The sequence below is a fragment of the Halomarina halobia genome (assembly GCF_029338575.1).
In the GTDB taxonomy this organism is placed as follows: Archaea; Halobacteriota; Halobacteria; order Halobacteriales; family Haloarculaceae; genus Halomarina; species Halomarina halobia.
In genome coordinates this window covers 176,972-194,357 of the sequence record NZ_CP119993.1, presented here as the reverse complement: position 1 = coordinate 194,357, position 17,386 = coordinate 176,972, and the positions used below count along the sequence as shown (strand labels likewise).

Sequence of the window (17,386 nt, the reverse complement as noted above, 5' to 3'; positions counted from 1 at the left end):
GGGAGAGTCGAGTAGCAGACGTTCGAGCATGTATCGAGCTACCCCACTGGAGTCCGTACGTCCGTTCGGCGCGAGTACCCATGAGTGACGAGTACCTGAACAGGATCGTCGACGAGGCGGCCCTGGCCGAGTACCTGGACGCGGAGCTCGGCTCCGCGACGGCGTTCGAGGTGACCCGCCACCGGGCGGGCCACTCGAACGAGACGCTGTTCGTCACGTGGGGCGAGCGCGAGCTCGTCCTCCGGCGGCCGCCCCCGGGAACGACGGCCGACACGGCCCACGACGTGCTCCGGGAGTACCGGGTGATGGACGCGCTCCAGGGGACCGACGTTCGCGTGCCGCGGACCGTACTCGGCTGCGACGACCACGGCGTCATCGGGTGCGACTTCTACCTCATGGAGCGTGAACGCGGCGACGTCCTCAGGGAGGACGAACCCCCCCGGTTCGCGACGCCGGAGCGCCGACGCCGGATCGGGGAGGAACTCGTCGACCGGCTGGCGGAGGTCCACGCCGTCGACTACGAGGCGGTCGGACTCGGCGACTTCGGGCGGCCGGAGACCTACACCGAGCGGCAGGTCGACCGGTGGCACCGGCAGTTCGACTGGGCCTTCGACGTCACGGCGGCCGAGCGGGACGTGCCGACGATCCGGGAGGTGGGCTCCTGGCTCGACGACAACGTCCCGGAGTCGCATCCGAACGCGCTCGTACACGGCGACTACAAGCTCGACAACGTCGTGTTCGGGCCGGGCGCGCCCCCGAATATCGCCGGCATCTTCGACTGGGAACTCAGCACGCTCGGCGATCCGCGGTTCGACCTCGGCTGGTTGCTCACCTACTGGCGGGACCCGGGCGACCCCGAGGCGGCCATCCCGGAACTGGTCCCGACGTTCACCGACCGGGACGGCTACCCGACAAAGGGGGAACTCGTCGAGCGATACGAGGCCGCCACGGGGATCGCGTTCGAGAACGGCCGGTTCTACCGCGCCCTCTCGGTGTACAAGCTCGCGGCGCTCTGCGAGATGTTCTTCCGCCGCCACCTTGAGGGGAACGCCGACGACCCGATGTACCCGAAGATGCGCGAGCGCGTCCCCGCGATGGCTGACTGGGCGATGCGGATCGTCGAGGGTGACGAGCCGATCTAGCGGTTCAGGTCGTACCCCCGCTGCCGGTCCCAGACGTTCGCGCTCGCGGTGTCGCCGAGCCGGTCCTTCCGCACCTTCCCCGACGGGGAGCGCGGCAGGTCCTCGCGGATCTCGACGTACCGGGGGAGTTTGTGGTACGTCAACTGCTTCTCGCAGTGCTCGCTGACGTCGATCGGGCTCAGCCGCGCACCCTCCTCCGGGACGACGACCGCCTTGATCGCCTCGTCGTCGTCCCCCGCCGACACGCCGAAGACCGCGGACTCCCGAACCGCCGGATGGGTGTCGATGACGGTCTCGATCTCGAGCGAGGAGATGCGGCCGGCGACGCGACCGAGGTGGATGGTGTTCGTCTTGCTCGCGACGAAGTAGAGGTAGCCGTCATCGTCGACGTAGCCGACGTCGTTCGTGTGGATCCACTGGTTCCGGCAGACCTCGACCGTCAGTTCGTCGTCCCCGTCGAACCCCCGAAACATGGCGTTCGGGGCGGTCGGACGGATGAGGATCTCGCCCGTCTCCCCGGTGGGGACCTCCCAGTCGTCCCCGTCGACGATCCTGATCTCCGCGTGGCCCACGGGTTTACCGACGCTCCCGAGCCGCCGATCGCCGGGGCGGTTCGACGTTGCGAGGGTCGCGCTCGGCGTGATGCCGTAGGCCTCGAGGACCGTCACGCCGAACCGCCGCTCGAAGTTCGCGATCATCGTCTCGTCGCTCCCGAACCCGAAGCCGTGACCGACGGCGTACGCCACCGGGTTCTCGTCGTCGCGCCGGCGCTCCTCCTGGTTGTACAGGACGGACAGCATCCGCCCCAGGTAGAGGAACACGGTCGCGTCGTACTGTCGGATCCGCTCCCAGAACCGGCCGCAGTCGAACTGCTTCTCGAAGGTGAACTCGGCCCCGCTGCTCAACGCGCCGGCGACGCCCATCTGCATCGGGTAGCTGCTGTAGAACGGCAGCGTCGTGAAGATGCAGTCGTCCCGTGTGAGGTCGAGGAGATCACGGCACGACTCCCGGCCGGTGTTGACGTAGGAGTAGTGGGGGAGCGCGACGCCCTGCGGGTGCGTCCGCCGGTACCGCTGCACGTAGATCACCGAGCAGGTGTCCGCCCCCCCGACATCGGCGTCGGGGGGCGCGGAACCGTCGCCCGCGAGTAGCTGATCGAAATCGCGATAGGGTCCGTCGGGACCTCCCTCCCCGGCGAAGAACTCGGTACCGACGGTGGACGTCTCGTTCCTGACGGCCTCGTACGCCGACTCGGTGTCGGCGTCGAGAACCACGATGTCTGCGTCGGTCGCTGAAAGCACGTACGCCAGCGTCTCCCCGGTGAACCGCGTGTCGACGGGGGCGGCGATGGCCCCGATCTTCGCGAGCGCGAAGACCGCGTACAGGTACTCCGGGCGGTTGTACATGTAGAGACAGACCGCGTCACCGGCGGTGACGCCGTTCGAGACCAGTTCGTTCGCGATCGCGTTCGCCCGCGAATCGAGGTCGGCGTAGGAGTACGCCGCGTCCTGGTAGCGGAAGAACGTCTCGTCGCCGCGCTCCGCCGCGCGTCGCTCCAGGAGTTCGCCGAGCGTCCGGACCGAACCCGATCCGCCCGCCATCTCACTCCCCCTCGCTTCGGGGCCGCCGCTCGAGTTCTCCGACCGCCTCGACCAGCCGCTCGCCGATGTTCTCCGGGTGGTTTCCCGCGAAGTCACGCGAGTGCCCGAAGACGCCGATCGCGTGGCGTCGGTCGTCCGCGTCCCGGAACCCGACGCCGACGGAGAGGATCCCGAGCACCGCCTCCCCCTCGCTGACCGCGAAGCCGCGTTCGCGAACCGTCTCGAGTTCGGCGATGAGGTCGTCGACGTCGGTCGTCGTCCGTCGCGTCTGCTCCGGGAGGCCGTGGTGGTCGGCGACCCGCTCGACGTACTCGTCGGACGACCCCGCGAGGATCGCCTTCCCCAGCGCGTGCGTGTGGAGGTACGAACGCTTCCCCACGCTCCCGTACGTGGTGGTCGCATCCGCCGGCGTCGCGTTCTCCATGAAGTAGCCGCGGCCGAACTCCTCGGCGACCCCCCACGTCGACTCCGCTAGCTCCTCGGCGACGGACCGGACCGTCCGGACGATGGGCCGCTCGACGCCCGCCGCGTACTTCGCCGCCGTTCCGTGGGTCAGAAACCGGAGCCCGAGCCGGTACGTCCCGCCGTCGTTGACGAGGTACCCCTCCACCTCGAGCGTGGCCAGGTAGTTGTGGACCGAACTCTTCGAGAGGTCCAGTTCCTCCGTCAACTGGGCCGGCGTCGCTCCGCCGAGCGCCTGCAGCCGATTGATCAACTCGAACGCCGTCCGAACCGACTGGACCTGCCGGGATGGGGTGTTCGCGAGCATTGCACGATACATCGGGACTGTGTACATAGCACTTTCGCTAATTGTAAACGATTTATGGCGAATCGAGGCATCAATCGGACGATGTCGTCCACTTCTAGCGGAAACCGTCGTCATACTGTGTTTCGTTGGAACGTGGGTTCGATTTGAGGGCACGTTTCTACTCGGTTTCTGGGGGTTCGACGATGCCGGATGCGGACGAAAACGACGGGATAGGTGGCGATCCGAGCTGTTGCGTCCTTGTGATAAGGTTGGAAATGAGGACTGCTCGTCGGACGGTCCACGAATAGTAGATATAATCTATAGATTATATTAACTACAGTATACAGATACTGGACTGGTCCGCTATCCGTTCAGAGGTAGGAAACCTGTCCTCTGGTGGCCATATCACTCATCATGGAGTCGGTTCGCGTACACATGGCAGGTGTTGCTACTAGCATCGGCCGGTTAAACCGGTTTGACAGGGAGGGGTTTGTGGGTCGAGTGTCCGTATCACGGTGAGACCCTAAAAGGAGTATAGAACGGAGAGCCTGTTGAGGACTCGTAGCATGTGTGGGCGATGGCGTCCGTTAGAGCGTTCGCCGTCTATCGCCATGCTCTAGGGCTCCCGCTCAAGGAACAGTCGCCATCTTACAGCTACTCGATGGAGATCCGTCGTACCAGGTGCTCTTAACAGAACCCGGCCCAGGCCTCGTTGAACGTATAACGACTGTACTCATGTTACGACATTTGTCGAGTTCACTATAGAATTTGCAATTAAACAATGTTATGAGCCCTGTTATTCCATTTTGTGGCTAGAAAAAGATGAGGAGCGTACGACCACCATCTTGCACTTTATTCTCGGCTAGATCAACCGCCTCGGACGAAAACGAAAAGATTAGCGAAAGGAGATGCGAGATCGCGCGCAGTTCCAGATGGAAGTGCGGTGAGATATTGTCGATCCATATATGCTAACCATCGTTAAGGACGGTTCTGAGTCCACTAACCCAACAAAGGAGGGTAACGAGGGAGACTAACGTGTTTGTTACCACCACCCCAGTAGGCTGTCTCGTCTTATACGATGAGGTGCCCGACAACGAAGAGAGAATCCAAATCAGCCGTACCGCCTTGGGTGCGTTTGGTGTGTTCAAACAAGATGGGGTAGGCGAAAAGAGGAGCTCAAGTGGGGGTCCCCACGTGGTCAATAAACTAGAGTCGCGGTGGCGATGTCCTACTCTACCAGTATACATTGGAACAGTAAATGGAGATGTCTATCAGGTCACGTATCACTGGGTCCTCTGGTCGAGAGGATCGTCAGTAGCGGTGTAACACTTCCGTTTACCGTCGACGTTTGTCAGTTAACGGGATGGACCGGGCTGTCCCAAACAACCCGAGATCGTGCTCAGAGACGGACCCGCGAACGGTGCTTCCTGACTGTTAGAGAGTGACAAGGGGTGATCGCGTCCTCTTCCGCGCCACTTCAACCGAGGCGGTGTTCCGAGACCAGTACACAACAGTCAGTACAGCCGTCAGGCATCTGTGAGGATGGAGCGACATCCACCGGTACAGCAGGATGCTGATCATGCCGTGTATCGGAAGGGGAGACATCGGGGCGTTTGACCGCCACAAACGTCCTATCGAGACCTCAAACCAGGTTCCCACAACTCGCGTCAGGGCTTTTCGCTTGGAGGTTAAACATACGGAGCCTTACTACTCTCCGGTATTCGTACTGCGACATCGAATATTGTGATATTCGGTAACGTCAAACGTAACCTCCTATTCTCTCAACCGTGACGATAGCTGCGACCGATCGCCGAGTGCCTGTCTAGTCCTCACCTTCGTCGGCTCTCTAGGACGACCGCGAACCGCGACCGGGACTCGGAGCGCGAAGTCATCGTTCAGTACCGTAAACGAGGCGCGTATGGTAGTCCACTCGTACCGGTGATGATCGCGGGACCCTGACCGCACCCCGAAACGTGGTCGATGCTCGCTCACGCGGGTTCTGCGTCAAAAACCGTGAACCGGCGTTTGAATGGACCAAACCGCCATCGGCCAGTTCCCTCAGACATGTGTTCTCGTCTTAGCCACCGTAGGATGACAATTCCCGACACGGGCGTAGTGGAGTTCGAGCCGAGAGCGTGATAGTGCATGGCTGTAGTGATAACTCGACGCCCCGTCGTATTTCGGGATAGATCATCGACGGTTCGTAGGATCTTCGAGTGCTGTGCGTATTGAGCGTCACTACAGGGAGTGTACGCCAGACCCTCGATCCCGCTCGCTGGACCGCGACGGAGTCACCCTACGCGGAGCACGATCGCTTAACTCCATCCGGCCTGAGCAGAGACCATGGACGACCCAACTCCCGCGGCGGCAGAACTCCAGTTCACGACACCGGACATCACGTTCGGTGACGGCGCCACCGACCGTCTCGACGATGCACTCGGCCGTCTCGGCGTCGAACGTCCGCTTGTCGTGACGGACCGCGGTGTCGATGAGGCGGGCGTGCTCGATGCCGTGCTCGATTCCCTGCCCATGCCGGCGGAGACGTACTACGCGACGACCGAGCCCTCGACGGGAGATTTCGAGGACCTCCCCGAACAGGACATCGACGGAGTCGTCGCGGTCGGCGGTGGGTCCTGTCTCGACTCGGGGAAACTCGCGGCACTCCTGCTCGTCCACGGCGGCACGCCCGTAGACTATGTCGGCGTCGATGCCGTCCCCGGCCCTATCGCGCCGCTCGTAGCTGTTCCGACCACCAGCGGAACCGGATCACAGGCCACTCAGACCGTCGTGGTGACCCACGAGGGGATAAAGCGGGGAATCAGCGACGAGTACCTCCGTCCAGACATCACGCTCGTCGACCCGGCGGTGACGATCGGACTGCCACCGAGAGTCACCGCTCGATCCGGCTTCGACGCGTTCGTCCACGCGCTGGAGTCTCTCACGGGACGAGACTACCGCTGGGTGCCGGATCGGGCGATTACTTACCAGGGGGCTAATCCACTGTCCCGTCCTCTTTCGAGACGGGCGCTCCACCTTGTTCATGGGTCACTTGAGCGTGCAGTCTTCGACGGTACCAACCGGGACGCTCGACGGGCGATGTCGCTGGGATCCCATCTCGCCGGCGTCGCGTTCTCGAACGCGGGGCTCGGCGCGATCCACGCCATCGCCAGCACCGTCGGCGGCATGACCGGTCGACCACACGGCGAATGCCTGGCCGTATCGCTCCGCCCGGGCCTCGAGTACAACCTCCCCGCCCGCCAGCGAGAGTACGCGGCCATCGGTCGAGGACTGGGCGTCACCATACACGACGACGACGAGCGGGCAGCGCGGGCGTTCATCGACGAGGGGGACCGCCTCCGCAAATCGCTCGGGCTCCCGGGATCGTTCGCCGCGCTCGGACTCGACGCGGGCGACCTCGACACGATGGTCAAGAACACGCTGGTCCAGGAGCGTCGCCTCGTAACGAACCCACGGACGGTTACCGAGGACGTAGGCGACACGTTGGCGCGATATCTGGGGTGACTGATACGCGTACGACCGACTGGCCGTCGATGGTGACGGGAGCATGGGAGTTATATCGACTCTTTCGGATAGCTACTGTATGCGTGTTGCCGCGTTCACCAGCTACGACAGTCCGTCCGATATCGAAGTGCAGACCCATGCCGACCCGACGCCGGAGAGGGGCGAGGCGGTCGTGGCCGTCCATGCCGCGTCGCTCAATCACCGTGACCTCTGGAAGCTGAAGGACGAACGACGGACCGACCGCCAGGAACTCCCGTTCGTTCCGGGGAGCGACCTAGCTGGCATCGTCGAGCGAACTGGCGAGGGCGTCACGGGCGTCGAGGAGGGGGACCGGGTGGTCCTCTGTCCGCTTCGGACGTGTGGGACGTGTCGGTTTTGTCGCGAGGGGCCTGAGAACGTGTGTAGTCACTACGATATTTACGACGGCGCGTTCGCCGAACGCGTCACCGTCGATGCTGACCGTCTCGTCGTCCTCCCGGATTCCGTCGGCTTCGCGGCGGCCGCTGCCCTCCCCGTCGCCTACATGACCGCCTATCGGATGCTTGCACGGGGGAACGCCACGGTGGACGACCGTGTATTCGTTCCCGGGGCGACCGGCGGGGTCGGCCTCGCCGCCGTCCAACTCGCAAACCTCATCGGAGCCGAGACCATTGGGACGTCCTCGTCGGGCGAGAAGCTCGCCCGCGTCGAACGAGCGGGACTGACACACGCGGTCCAAACCGGCGCCCCAGAGGAGATGCACGCGGCGGTCGAAGCCATCGGAGAGGTCGACGTCACCATTAACCACCTCGGCGGACCGTTCACCCGCGTGGGCGTCGACGTGTTACGCAGAGGTGGGCGGATGGTCGTCTGTGGCCGCACCGCCGGCCGATATCCCGACTTCGACGCTCGTGACCTCTATCTCGGCCACAAACGCATCATCGGGAGCACGCTCGGGACTCAGACCGACCTCGAGCGGCTGGTGGCCTACGTTGCCGACGGACGTCTGCGACCCGTTGTCGGAAAACAGTACCAGCTGGCAGGAACTCGAGAGGCGTTCGATGACATGGCCGACCGCCAACTGGTCGGGAAGCTCGTCGTCCGTCCACACGAGTGAGGTGTGGGGCTCGACACTACAGAGATGTGTCGATGAGATTCGTGTAAGCGGTGTCACCCGGCCGGAGGACGGTGCTCCGGTGTTCGGATCGTCGATCGCCATCACGTCATCAGAGAAAAGACTTTGCTAGATGAGCACAAGGATCAGAGCATGACGCTTGACACCGAGCCGTTTCTGTACGAGTTTACGCCCGGAGCGATCAGGTTCGGACGCGGCTGTACCGCCGAGATGGGATCAGACTTCGCCGACCGCGGGTACGAACGGGCACTAGTGGTAACGGGGTCGAACGTGGGAGCTAACGAAGCGGTCATGGATCCGATAGCCGACGGCTTAGGAGACCGGCTGGTCGAGGTGTTCGATCGGACGACTCCGGAAAAGTCGATGCACACTGCGTACGACGCCCACGAGGTCGTCGAGGAGAACGACATCGACGTGCTGGTCGGCGTCGGAGCGGGCAGCAGCCTCGACATCGCGACGATGACGAGCGCGCTCTACGCACGCTATCGACCCGTAAGCGAGATACAGGCGGAAGTCGACCGGACGGGCCACGTAGTCGTCGAGGAAGCGAAAAACGAGTTCCTGCCGCTCGTATTCGTTCCGACGACGCTGACCGGGGCGGATCTCTCCGCGGGCGCGGGGATCAAGGTCCCCGAACGCCCGGGCGAGCGCGGTGTTCTGAACTCGGCGCTGACGCTGTCGGCGGGCTACTACGACCCCGATCTGTTCGAGACGACACCCGAGCACATTCTGATCGGGTCGGCGATGAACAGCTTCGATAAAGGTATCGAAGCACTGTACTCCAGACACGGCGAGCCGATCACCGATGGAACCGCGATCAGAGGGCTCCGGTACTTCCGGTGGTCGCTCCCTCGACTCCGCGAAGCTGACGACCCCACAGTGATGGAGCGAGCGGTCCTCGGTGGAATTCTGACGCAGTTCGGCGTGACCGTCCCTCACGCGACAAAGCTCGCGGTGGTCCACGCGATGTGTCACGCACTTCGCCATCAGTTCGGCGTTCAGCAGGGCATCGCCCACGCGCTCATCGTTCCGCACGCGCTACGATGGGTGCTGGACGAGTCAACCGGTGACGAGGCGAAACTCGCCGAAGCACTCGACGTGGCCGGCGCGGACGATACGAAAAAGGCCATCGTCGAAGCGGTGACCGCCGTCCGGGACGGACTACAGTTGCCGAGCCGACTACGGGACATCGACGGCGTGGCCAGAGGAAAACTTCGAGAAGCCGCCGTGCTCGCCCACGAGGACGCGCTCATGCGGAACGGACCGGACGACCTCGAGCCGACGGTCGATGCCATCGAAGCAGTCTTCCGGGCAGCCTGGTAGTCTGACTGTCCAGTGTGGACGAGCGAGCGCTCTGCGGGGCATCGACGTAGACAGACCGTCTGCCCGACTGCACGTCCGCACGTCCGGTGAATCGAGTTCGAGCGCAGCATGATCCGGGATTCGATCCCCGAGATCCCCATCACCCCGGCCGTTTTCGGGGCCGGCGGAGCGGCGTCACCCCCCGTTCTGTCTCCGTTCGACGATGTTGTGGGAAAGAAGAGAGAGCACGCGCTCGCCGTCGTCAGTATGGATAACTCGTTCGAAGTCGACGTACCCCCGGCCCGAGTGAGATGTCGACGGGGAGGTCTCAAGTACTTCGATGCGTAGCGAGAGCGTGTCTCCGGGGGTTACCGGTCGGTGCCACTGGAGGTCGTCCATCCCGAGCCCACCCATATTGGCGATTCCTTCCTCCCCACGGACAAATTCGGTGACGAACAATCGGACGGAGATACACAGCGTGTGGAGACCGCTCGCGACGAGTTCCCCGAACAGCGACTCCCTGGCCGCTTCCTCGTCCACATGGAACGGTTGAGGATCGAATTGCTCGGCGAACTCGATTATCTCCGCCTTCGTGACGGTGTAGCTGCCCGCTGTGAACGTATCCCCCACCTCGAGGTCTTCGAAATAGTACGTCATACGGAACCGAAACAACCTCCGGTACGATAATACTTCCGTGGAAACCGACACAGCTACTCGCGTGGTGTCAGTCCTCTGCCTGCAGGTCACGATTCGGACCGGTCGGACCCGGCCACTCCGGCAGCACGTGCTCGGTCCAGCGTCGAGAGAGCTTCGATGTCCGCACCACGTTCCACATTCGGAAGGACAACGTACGAGGGGCCCGACGTTCCTGCGAGTGCATCGGGATCGACACCGCCATCACGATCCAAGGGATTGATTCGGACACCGATAATGAGGTCCGTCACCGATACCGGTCTCGCCACAGGGACGAACGCCTCGCGAACGGTCGGCTTCTCGGCGGAAGCGACGGCGTCTTCCAGGTCGAACGTGACCGCATCGGCGTCGCTGCGAAGCGCGGTCCACATCATCGACGGATCGAACGCGGGCGTGAAGAGCGTCGAACGGACGGTCATCGAACACCACCCGTAGTCCGTCTAGTGACGGATGCCCGGTTCGGCGACCGCCAGGATCTCGACGGTACGTACGTAACTATCTCGTCGCAAGAGGACAGACGTTGCTGATCGACCGGGAACCCCCGGACGCTGCGATGAGCCGTGTGATCGTGGGATGCTCGGACGAGTGGGAACCGAGCATGTGGGAAACTACTCCGGGCGGACGTACTCGTTATCCTCGTTGAGACAGGGGAAGTCCCCCGGGTCGGGGACCCCCTCGGCGGGCCACGGCGGGGAGAGGTCCTTATCTGCGGGGTAGTGGAGCCGCCCACTGCCGTCCCACCCCCAACCGGCATCGCTGAGCGCCTTCCGTGCCTTGTCCTCGCTCCCCTCCGCGGGAGCCATCTTTGTTAGCGCCGACTTTTCGGGACGTGCTGGGTGGGCGTCCATTAGCGGACACGAGTAGAGTTGTGGTTCGGCTGCACCGCGTAGCGCTGTGGCGCTCATTCGCTTCCGGTCGATGGCCGCACCGACGGCCGCCCGGAACTCGCGGAACTGTCCGGGAGACCACGACTGCTGTGGGTAGAGGATGAACGGCATGAACCCGGGTTTCGATACCGTCTTGGCGACGTCACCTAGGTCGTTCTCGATGTTTTGGATCGACCCTGGCGAGAGATTCGGTGCGAGCTGGACTTCGTTGGCCCGGAACGCCTGGACTGCCGTCTGCTCGTTCCGGTAGGCCTGCAGGAACAACTCGTGGCCGGGTTTGTGAACGGGATGTCCGTCGTGGGGAACGAGGTCCAGGTGCGACCCGATCGAGAACTCGCGGATCGCGAACGGGCCGGCGCCGATGATGGTGTCCGGATCGAACCCTTCCGCGTTGTCCGGTGCGCCGCCTCTCTCCCACGACGACTTGTGCATGATTCCCCAGCGCGGCCATACCTTCTGAATCAGCGGTAGGTACGGGCTGTTGAAGACGAACTCCGTCGTCTTATCGTCGACGACGTTGATCGACTCGTAGTCAGGGGAACTGGCTTGGGGGTAGGCCCCCGGGTGGTCCCACAGTTGCTTGTAGGTGAACTTGACATCCTCGGCAGTCACCGGGTCGCCGTTGTGGAACGTCGCGTCCTTAAGCTCAACCGTGATGCGCTTCGCGTCGTCTTCGATCTCGTATGTTTTTGCCAGTATATCCTGTAGTTCGAAGTTTTCGTCGTACTCGGTGAGCGTTGAGGTGACGAGGTGGTTCCAGATCGCCTGTGCGCCCGAGGAGTCGATGATCGGGTAGTTTCCCGTCTCCATCGCGACAGGTGTGTCGACGGAAGCGATCTGCTTCATGTCCGTCTCCGACTGGATGTAGATGTGTGGGTTCGTCCGCGTAACACCCGCCTCTCCGACGGCGTTCAGCGTCACCGAGTCGGTCCTGACGGCACCGAACTCGTAGTTGGGGAAGATCGGCAGCGTCGAAAGGTCCTCGCTCATGATCGAGTGAGCTTTCGTCACGAGCTCCTGTCGTTCCTCCTCGCTCGATGCGTTCCCCTGCCCGACGGCTGGGTCGGTGTACTCACAGCTCGCGTAGTTCGGTGGGTTCGCCTGCCCGTTTCCACCGGCCCAGTCCGCACAGTACCGCCGCGTCATCTCCTGTGGGTCGAGCCGGTCCGGCGTGTTCGTGTGGTACCAGAACCCGATGTGATGCGTTCGCTTGTCCTGAATGGTGTTGTTGATCTGTGTCGTAAATTCGACGGGCTTGACCTCGACGGTTATCCCGAGTCGTTTCTCGAGGTTGTTCTTCATGATCGGCGCGGAGTCCTCCATGATCTTCGAGAGCCCCCCGAGGTTCGACCAGTACTCAATGGTCACCGTCGGTACACGCTCACCGAGATTCCCTCCACCGCTCCCACTCCCATCGCCTCCCATACAGCCCGCCAGGGAGATAGTCCCGCTTGCTCCGAGCGCCTGTATCAGACGCCGCCGACTGACAACCGACTTGTGTGAACTGTTCTCACTACCCATGTGTATGGTCATCTAGAACCTATCGTATATATATTTTGGGAGTGGTGTAGTAACACTCCGCTAGTACAACCGTGATAGTCAATCGGAGAATCCTGTAAGTTGGACCCTGTCACTGAGACAGGTTTTCGCCGATCGACCTGAGTCGGCTCAACTTCTGGCGTTCCGAGCGATGAAGCGCCGCTACGGAGAGAAGACCCAGCCCCGCCGCCACCCCGAGGGTCGCTAACGCCACCCCATAGCCGCTCGTATCCACGGCGAGACCGAAGACGACTGGCGAGACGACGGTCCCCCCGAAACCGACGAGCGACTGGAGGGAGAGGGCCGTCCCCATCGACGCTTCGTCGACGACTTCGGTTATCGTTGCGGACGTCGGTGCGCTGTCGGCCGTGAGCGCGAGGCCGTACACCGTCAGTAATACGACGAGTACGGGCAGCGAGGGCCAGTCGAGAAAGCCCAGCGAGAAGCTGACGGTCGCGCTGATCGCCACGCGGTACCGACAGTCGTCAGGCGCCCCGCGTAGTCGCTTAGCCATCCACCGAGGAGGTTCCCTGGGCCACCGACTAGCATCACGATGGCCATCAGGCCCCCGGCACCGAGTGCCGAGTTGCCTCCAGTCACTACGGGAAGCGTCGTGAGGAACACTAGTAACCAGCTCCTGACTCCGAACAGTTCCCAGGCATGCCAGGTGTAGGTACTTACCGCGAAGAGATACCGCCGATTCCGCAGCACGGCGAAGCGGGACGGGTTGTCTGTAGTGTCGTCCGGGCCTTCGTGTCGTTTCCCGCCATCTGACTCGGCAGTAGACGGCTCACACGTGTCCGGCGGGTCGTCGGTAAGGGCGAGAACAGGGGTGCTGCGAGAAGCGCACCGACGCTCGTCACTGCGATCGCAGTTCGCCAATCGACGGCGGCCGCGACCGACGATGCCGCGAGAAACGAGACGCTGCTACTAGTCGAGTACGCCCCGACGTACACACCGAACGCTCTACCCCGGGTCTCCGTCGGGAACCAGGAACTGACGAACCGCATTCCGGGGACGTACACTCCTACCATGAACAGTCCGGCGACGAACCGTAGTGCCGTCCCCGAGAGGAATCCTCGAGCGCCGAACGCGAACGCCAGGCTCGCGAGACCAGTCCCGAGGGCCCCGACGGCAACCAGCCACCGCTCTGAGTACCGATCCGCGAGCATCCCCGCAGGGACGATGACCAGCAGGTATCCTGCCTGGAACGCGGCGAGGACGATACCCGCATCTAGCCCGGTCAATCCCCACTCGTCTAGCACCTGTGGACGGACCGCGGGGTAGGTGAACCAGACCGGCACCGTCAACACGAGCGCGACGCTGGTGACCCCGAGTGTCGTAGTGGATTCACGGACCATGGTGTTATAGTGCGAATGGCGGCCGATCGCGTTCGGTGCCACATCAGAATCCATCGAGTTATACTTATCGACATCCCAGCGTATCACCTCGCTCTCGCCACGGAATCATCGCGATCGGTGTATCGCCAGCAGCGGCGTGCGACCGGCGTTCCGGGCTCGACGTTGTTACCACGGGGCGCGTCCTCGTACTGACCGTGATCGCGATGGCCTCCATTGCCCGTTGTGGGTAAAGGGTATAACGAAACGAGCGACGCCAGCGGAATCGACGCCGTCACGGCGGTCGACTCGAGGAACGCTACGGACGGAAGCGACGGAAAACAGAGACGGTGCTCGCACTTCGCTCGTCGGTCGAGCGGGTACAGATCCCGACAGGGCCATGGATCGGCGGGAAACCCGATCCCAGTCTCGTAAGAAAGTATAAGCTACCGGGGCGGACAGACGGATCATGGTCCGAATCCCGTATGTCGATCCGGATGACCTTCCGGAGGAGAACCGGAATCTGTTAGAGACATCGATGGACGCCGGGGATCTCGAGGAGGCCCACGAGCACCTGTTCAGCACGGAGACGCGCAACGTCCACCGTGCCATCGGGAACAACCCTGCCGTTCTGCGCGGGTTTCGGTCGTCGAATACGACCCTGTGGAACGAGTCAGGGGTGACCGAACGACAACGTGAGCTGGTGATCCTCGCGACTGCGCGCGCAATAGACTCGCGCTACGAGTGGCACCAGCACGTCCGACACGCGCTCGGTGCCGGGCTCACACCCGACGAGATTCGAGCGATCGCGCGCGAGGACTACGACAGCTTCTCGGATCCCGAGGCTGCACTCCTCACGTACGTTGCCGCACTCACCCAGGGGGAGGTCGAGGACGACCAGTACACCGGGGTCGCAGCACAGTTCGACGATTCGACGGTCGTGGGCATCACCATGCTCGCCAGCAAGTACGTCGGACTCGCCAGAGCGCTGGCAGCGTTCGACGTCGATACCGAGGAGCCGTTCGTCGGGTGGGGCCTCGAACGACTGTGACGGTGCCAGTACAGGACAGCCCGATCACCCGAAGCTCCACGGTGCATCCTCGGGATCGATCGACCACGCGTTGGGGGTGGTCCGGAGCCACTCGACGTACGTTTCGACTGCCTGCCCGGGGCGCAGCGTCGGCTCCCAGCCGAGGTCGGCTTCGATCCGACTAGTGTCAGTCGGTGGAAGGCCCTCGAACTCGTCGTCGGCGCGTCGGTCGGCGATATTGATCTCCGCGTCGGGAATCAAGTCACGGAGCCACTCAGCGATATCGGCTAACGTGATCAACTCGCCTGTCCCGATGACGTAGCGGTCGTGGTCGAGGTCCACATCGTCAGCCACCGCTGCCACGACGAAGGCGCGTGCCTCGTCGCCCACGTAGATAGGTTCGTACGGGCGGTCCACGTTCGGAACGGTCAGCGGCGTCCTGTCGACAGCCGCCTTGATGAGATACGCGTCCTCGACGTTGCCGCGGACGCGGTCTGGTCCGATACCGTGGACCGGTTCGATGGCCACGAACGGGACGTCGTGTCGGTTCTCGTACGTTCGTCCGAGCCGTTCGACGGTGTACTTCGTCACGCCATACACGTTCCGCGGCTGCTGGACGACCGTCTCGTCGAGCCGAGCGACGGAATCCGGGACCGACCCATACGCGGCGACGCTCGAGGCCGCGACGACGCGCTCGATATCGAAGGTGACCGCGGCCTCGAGTACGTTGATGGTTCCGGTCACGTTCACGTCGTAGGCGCGGCGCGGGCTCAACTCGCTCGGCCGGCCGAGCAACGACGCGAGGTGAATGATTCGATCCGGCGCGGTCGCCGCAACGGTGTCGTACACGGCGACGGGGTCGGTCACGTCCCCTCGAACGAACGTCGTCTCGTTGGCGACGGACGCCGCGATCGGGCTGGTCTCTGCGATGTCGAAGCACGTTACTTCATGCCCAGCGTCGACGAGCTGTCTGAGGACGTGCGAGCCGATGAACCCGTGGCCCCCGGTAACTAGGAGTCGCATACCACGCAGAACGTGTCGGTGGGTGATAAATCAGCCGCCGACCTCCGGCGGAGTCGCGGCTAGACGGACCGTGCGGCGGTCAGGAACTCTCGAAGCGCCCCGGGTTCCTCAAGGCGGGCGAGGGCGTCGGCGACACGCTGGACCTCCTGACGATCGAGGACGACCGAAGCGCACTCGGAGAATTTGGCCGCCCAGCGCTCCTCGGGGAGCGGATTACTCGGGCTTCCCGGGGCGCGTTTCTCCTCGGCCGTGTGGTTCGTCCCGTCGGCGGTCTCCACGACGACCCGCGCCCCGTATCCGGCGAAGGAGCCGCCGAAGAGGTCCGGTTCGAATGCCCGCTCGACGAGGGCCATCGTCTCGCGGGTTGCCGGCGCGTTCACGTACTCGTCGGAGAACTCGCTAACGCCGACGTCCCGTTCGCGCAGGATCGCCGCGAGGCAGAACTCGATGGAGAACTTCGCCTGCAGTTCGTCTCGCGGATCGGCGTGGATGAGCATCTCGGATGCCGCTTCCTCCAGCGTGACCGTGACCCGCGTGACGTTCTCGGGCGTGAGGTCAGCGTCCACGACCAACCGACGGAGCGCCTCCATAGCAGCGTGCGTGATGACCCCCGACGGATAGGGTTTGAACCCGACATCGCTGACCCCCCATCGCTCGCCGAGGTCGGTCGTGATGATCGACGGGTCGTACTCCCCGCTCGGGTTCATCACCGACCCGTACCCGAGCTCGTCCTCGAAGATCGCCTCGTCCGCGGTGAAGCCGCTGTCGGCGAGGAGTGCAGCACGTATCCCCATCTGCGCCGCGTGGCCGGGATGGAGCGGTTTCGTCATGGTCCCGAAGTTCTTTTTCAGCGACGAGGAACACGACGCGGCGATACCGAACGCCCGCGTGATGGCGGTGGCGTCCAGCCCGAGTACCGACGCCGCGGCCGCCGTCGCCCCGAATGTCCCGACCGTCCCCGTATTGTGCCAGCCGTTGTCGTAGTGGCCGGGATAGATGCTGTGGCCGACGCGGAACGCGACCTCCACGCCGGCGACGTAGCCGGCCAGTAGCTCTTCCCCGGTCCCATCGCCGTGCTCGGCAGCAGCAAGCGCGGTGGGGAACACGGGCGCGGTCGGATGGAGGACCATCGACTCGAACGTGTCGTCGTAGTCGATGGCGTGTCCGAACGTCCCGTTAGCGAGTGCCGCCCCTGCGGGACTCGCCGTCGATCGTCCGAGCACGGTCGCGCCGGTCCCAGGCGCGGTCGCGTCGACGTACGAAGCGATGCGCTCGCCCGTCGGGTGCTGTGACCCGTAGAGCGCGACACCGGCGAAGTCCCGGATTGCCAGCTTACTCCGCTCTACAACCTCCTCGGGAACGTCAGTCAGCGAGAGGTCGGCAGTGAACGCCGCTAGCGCTGCGGTTTCGGACATGACGCTCTCACAGGCAGAGTCGTCGGTAATAGT

Annotated in this window: 14 protein-coding genes; 5 read left to right on the top strand and 9 right to left on the bottom strand. The window is 63.5% G+C overall.

Annotated elements, in window-relative coordinates; genetic code table 11:
* Window positions 1-80: 80 nt before the first annotated feature.
* The gene (locus P1K31_RS16450) at window positions 81-1,142 is read left to right on the top strand and encodes a phosphotransferase family protein (protein ID WP_276306398.1); all 1,062 of its coding nucleotides are present in this window, start codon (window positions 81-83) and stop codon (window positions 1,140-1,142) included.
* On the opposite strand, the gene P1K31_RS16445 is transcribed toward P1K31_RS16450, so the two are convergent.
* Together P1K31_RS16445 and P1K31_RS16440 are read right to left on the bottom strand one after the other, a co-directional pair.
* Complete coding sequence (locus P1K31_RS16445; RefSeq protein ID WP_276306397.1) at window positions 1,139-2,743, bottom strand: AMP-binding protein; 1,605 nt, start codon at window positions 2,741-2,743, stop codon at window positions 1,139-1,141. The two genes, P1K31_RS16450 and P1K31_RS16445, sit on opposite strands and share 4 nt — an antisense overlap.
* Window position 2,744: 1 nt before the next feature.
* Window positions 2,745-3,512 carry an IclR family transcriptional regulator gene (locus tag P1K31_RS16440; protein ID WP_276306396.1) on the bottom strand — a complete coding sequence of 256 codons (768 nt, stop codon included), beginning with the start codon at window positions 3,510-3,512 and terminating at the stop codon, window positions 2,745-2,747.
* Window positions 3,513-5,834: 2,322 nt separating this feature from the next.
* Between P1K31_RS16440 and P1K31_RS16435 the strand changes: the two genes are divergently transcribed.
* The 3 genes from P1K31_RS16435 to P1K31_RS16425 all read left to right on the top strand — a co-directional run bounded on the left by P1K31_RS16435 (window position 5,835) and on the right by P1K31_RS16425 (window position 9,450).
* Window positions 5,835-7,013, top strand: coding sequence for an iron-containing alcohol dehydrogenase (locus tag P1K31_RS16435; protein WP_276306395.1), 1,179 nt, complete (start codon window positions 5,835-5,837; stop codon window positions 7,011-7,013).
* Window positions 7,014-7,092: 79 nt separating this feature from the next.
* Entirely contained in the window at window positions 7,093-8,109 is a 1,017-nt protein-coding gene (locus P1K31_RS16430; protein ID WP_276306394.1) for an alcohol dehydrogenase catalytic domain-containing protein, read from the top strand.
* A 150-nt stretch (window positions 8,110-8,259) separates the two neighbouring features.
* Window positions 8,260-9,450, top strand: a complete 1,191-nt coding sequence (locus tag P1K31_RS16425; protein ID WP_276306393.1) for an iron-containing alcohol dehydrogenase family protein — start codon at window positions 8,260-8,262, stop codon at window positions 9,448-9,450.
* Between the two features lie 174 nt (window positions 9,451-9,624).
* Here the strand turns inward: P1K31_RS16425 and P1K31_RS16420 are convergent, their stop codons facing one another.
* From P1K31_RS16420 to P1K31_RS16400, 5 genes are all read right to left on the bottom strand, one after another.
* Entirely contained in the window at window positions 9,625-10,086 is a 462-nt protein-coding gene (locus P1K31_RS16420; protein ID WP_276306392.1) for a MaoC family dehydratase, read from the bottom strand.
* Between the two features lie 86 nt (window positions 10,087-10,172).
* Window positions 10,173-10,541 (bottom strand): aldolase/citrate lyase family protein, encoded by a 369-nt coding sequence (locus tag P1K31_RS16415; protein WP_276306391.1) that lies wholly within the window; start codon window positions 10,539-10,541, stop codon window positions 10,173-10,175.
* A gap of 189 nt (window positions 10,542-10,730) precedes the next feature.
* Window positions 10,731-12,530: an ABC transporter substrate-binding protein gene (locus P1K31_RS16410; protein WP_276306390.1), complete on the bottom strand. Its 1,800-nt coding sequence runs from the start codon at window positions 12,528-12,530 to the stop codon at window positions 10,731-10,733.
* Between the two features lie 109 nt (window positions 12,531-12,639).
* A complete protein-coding gene (locus tag P1K31_RS16405) occupies window positions 12,640-13,017 on the bottom strand; it encodes an MFS transporter (protein WP_276306389.1) in 378 nt (125 codons plus the stop codon).
* A 208-nt stretch (window positions 13,018-13,225) separates the two neighbouring features.
* Complete coding sequence (locus P1K31_RS16400) at window positions 13,226-13,996, bottom strand: MFS transporter (RefSeq protein WP_276306388.1); 771 nt, start codon at window positions 13,994-13,996, stop codon at window positions 13,226-13,228.
* A gap of 358 nt (window positions 13,997-14,354) precedes the next feature.
* On the opposite strand from P1K31_RS16400, the gene P1K31_RS16395 reads away from it, so the two are divergent.
* On the top strand, window positions 14,355-14,936 hold the full coding sequence (locus tag P1K31_RS16395; RefSeq protein WP_276306387.1) for a carboxymuconolactone decarboxylase family protein: 582 nt from the start codon (window positions 14,355-14,357) through the stop codon (window positions 14,934-14,936).
* A 24-nt stretch (window positions 14,937-14,960) separates the two neighbouring features.
* On the opposite strand, the gene P1K31_RS16390 is transcribed toward P1K31_RS16395, so the two are convergent.
* Window positions 14,961-15,938: an NAD-dependent epimerase/dehydratase family protein gene (locus P1K31_RS16390; RefSeq protein ID WP_276306386.1), complete on the bottom strand. Its 978-nt coding sequence runs from the start codon at window positions 15,936-15,938 to the stop codon at window positions 14,961-14,963.
* Between the two features lie 59 nt (window positions 15,939-15,997).
* The gene (locus P1K31_RS16385; RefSeq protein WP_276306385.1) at window positions 15,998-17,353 is read right to left on the bottom strand and encodes an MmgE/PrpD family protein; all 1,356 of its coding nucleotides are present in this window, start codon (window positions 17,351-17,353) and stop codon (window positions 15,998-16,000) included.
* Window positions 17,354-17,386: the final 33 nt, after the last annotated feature.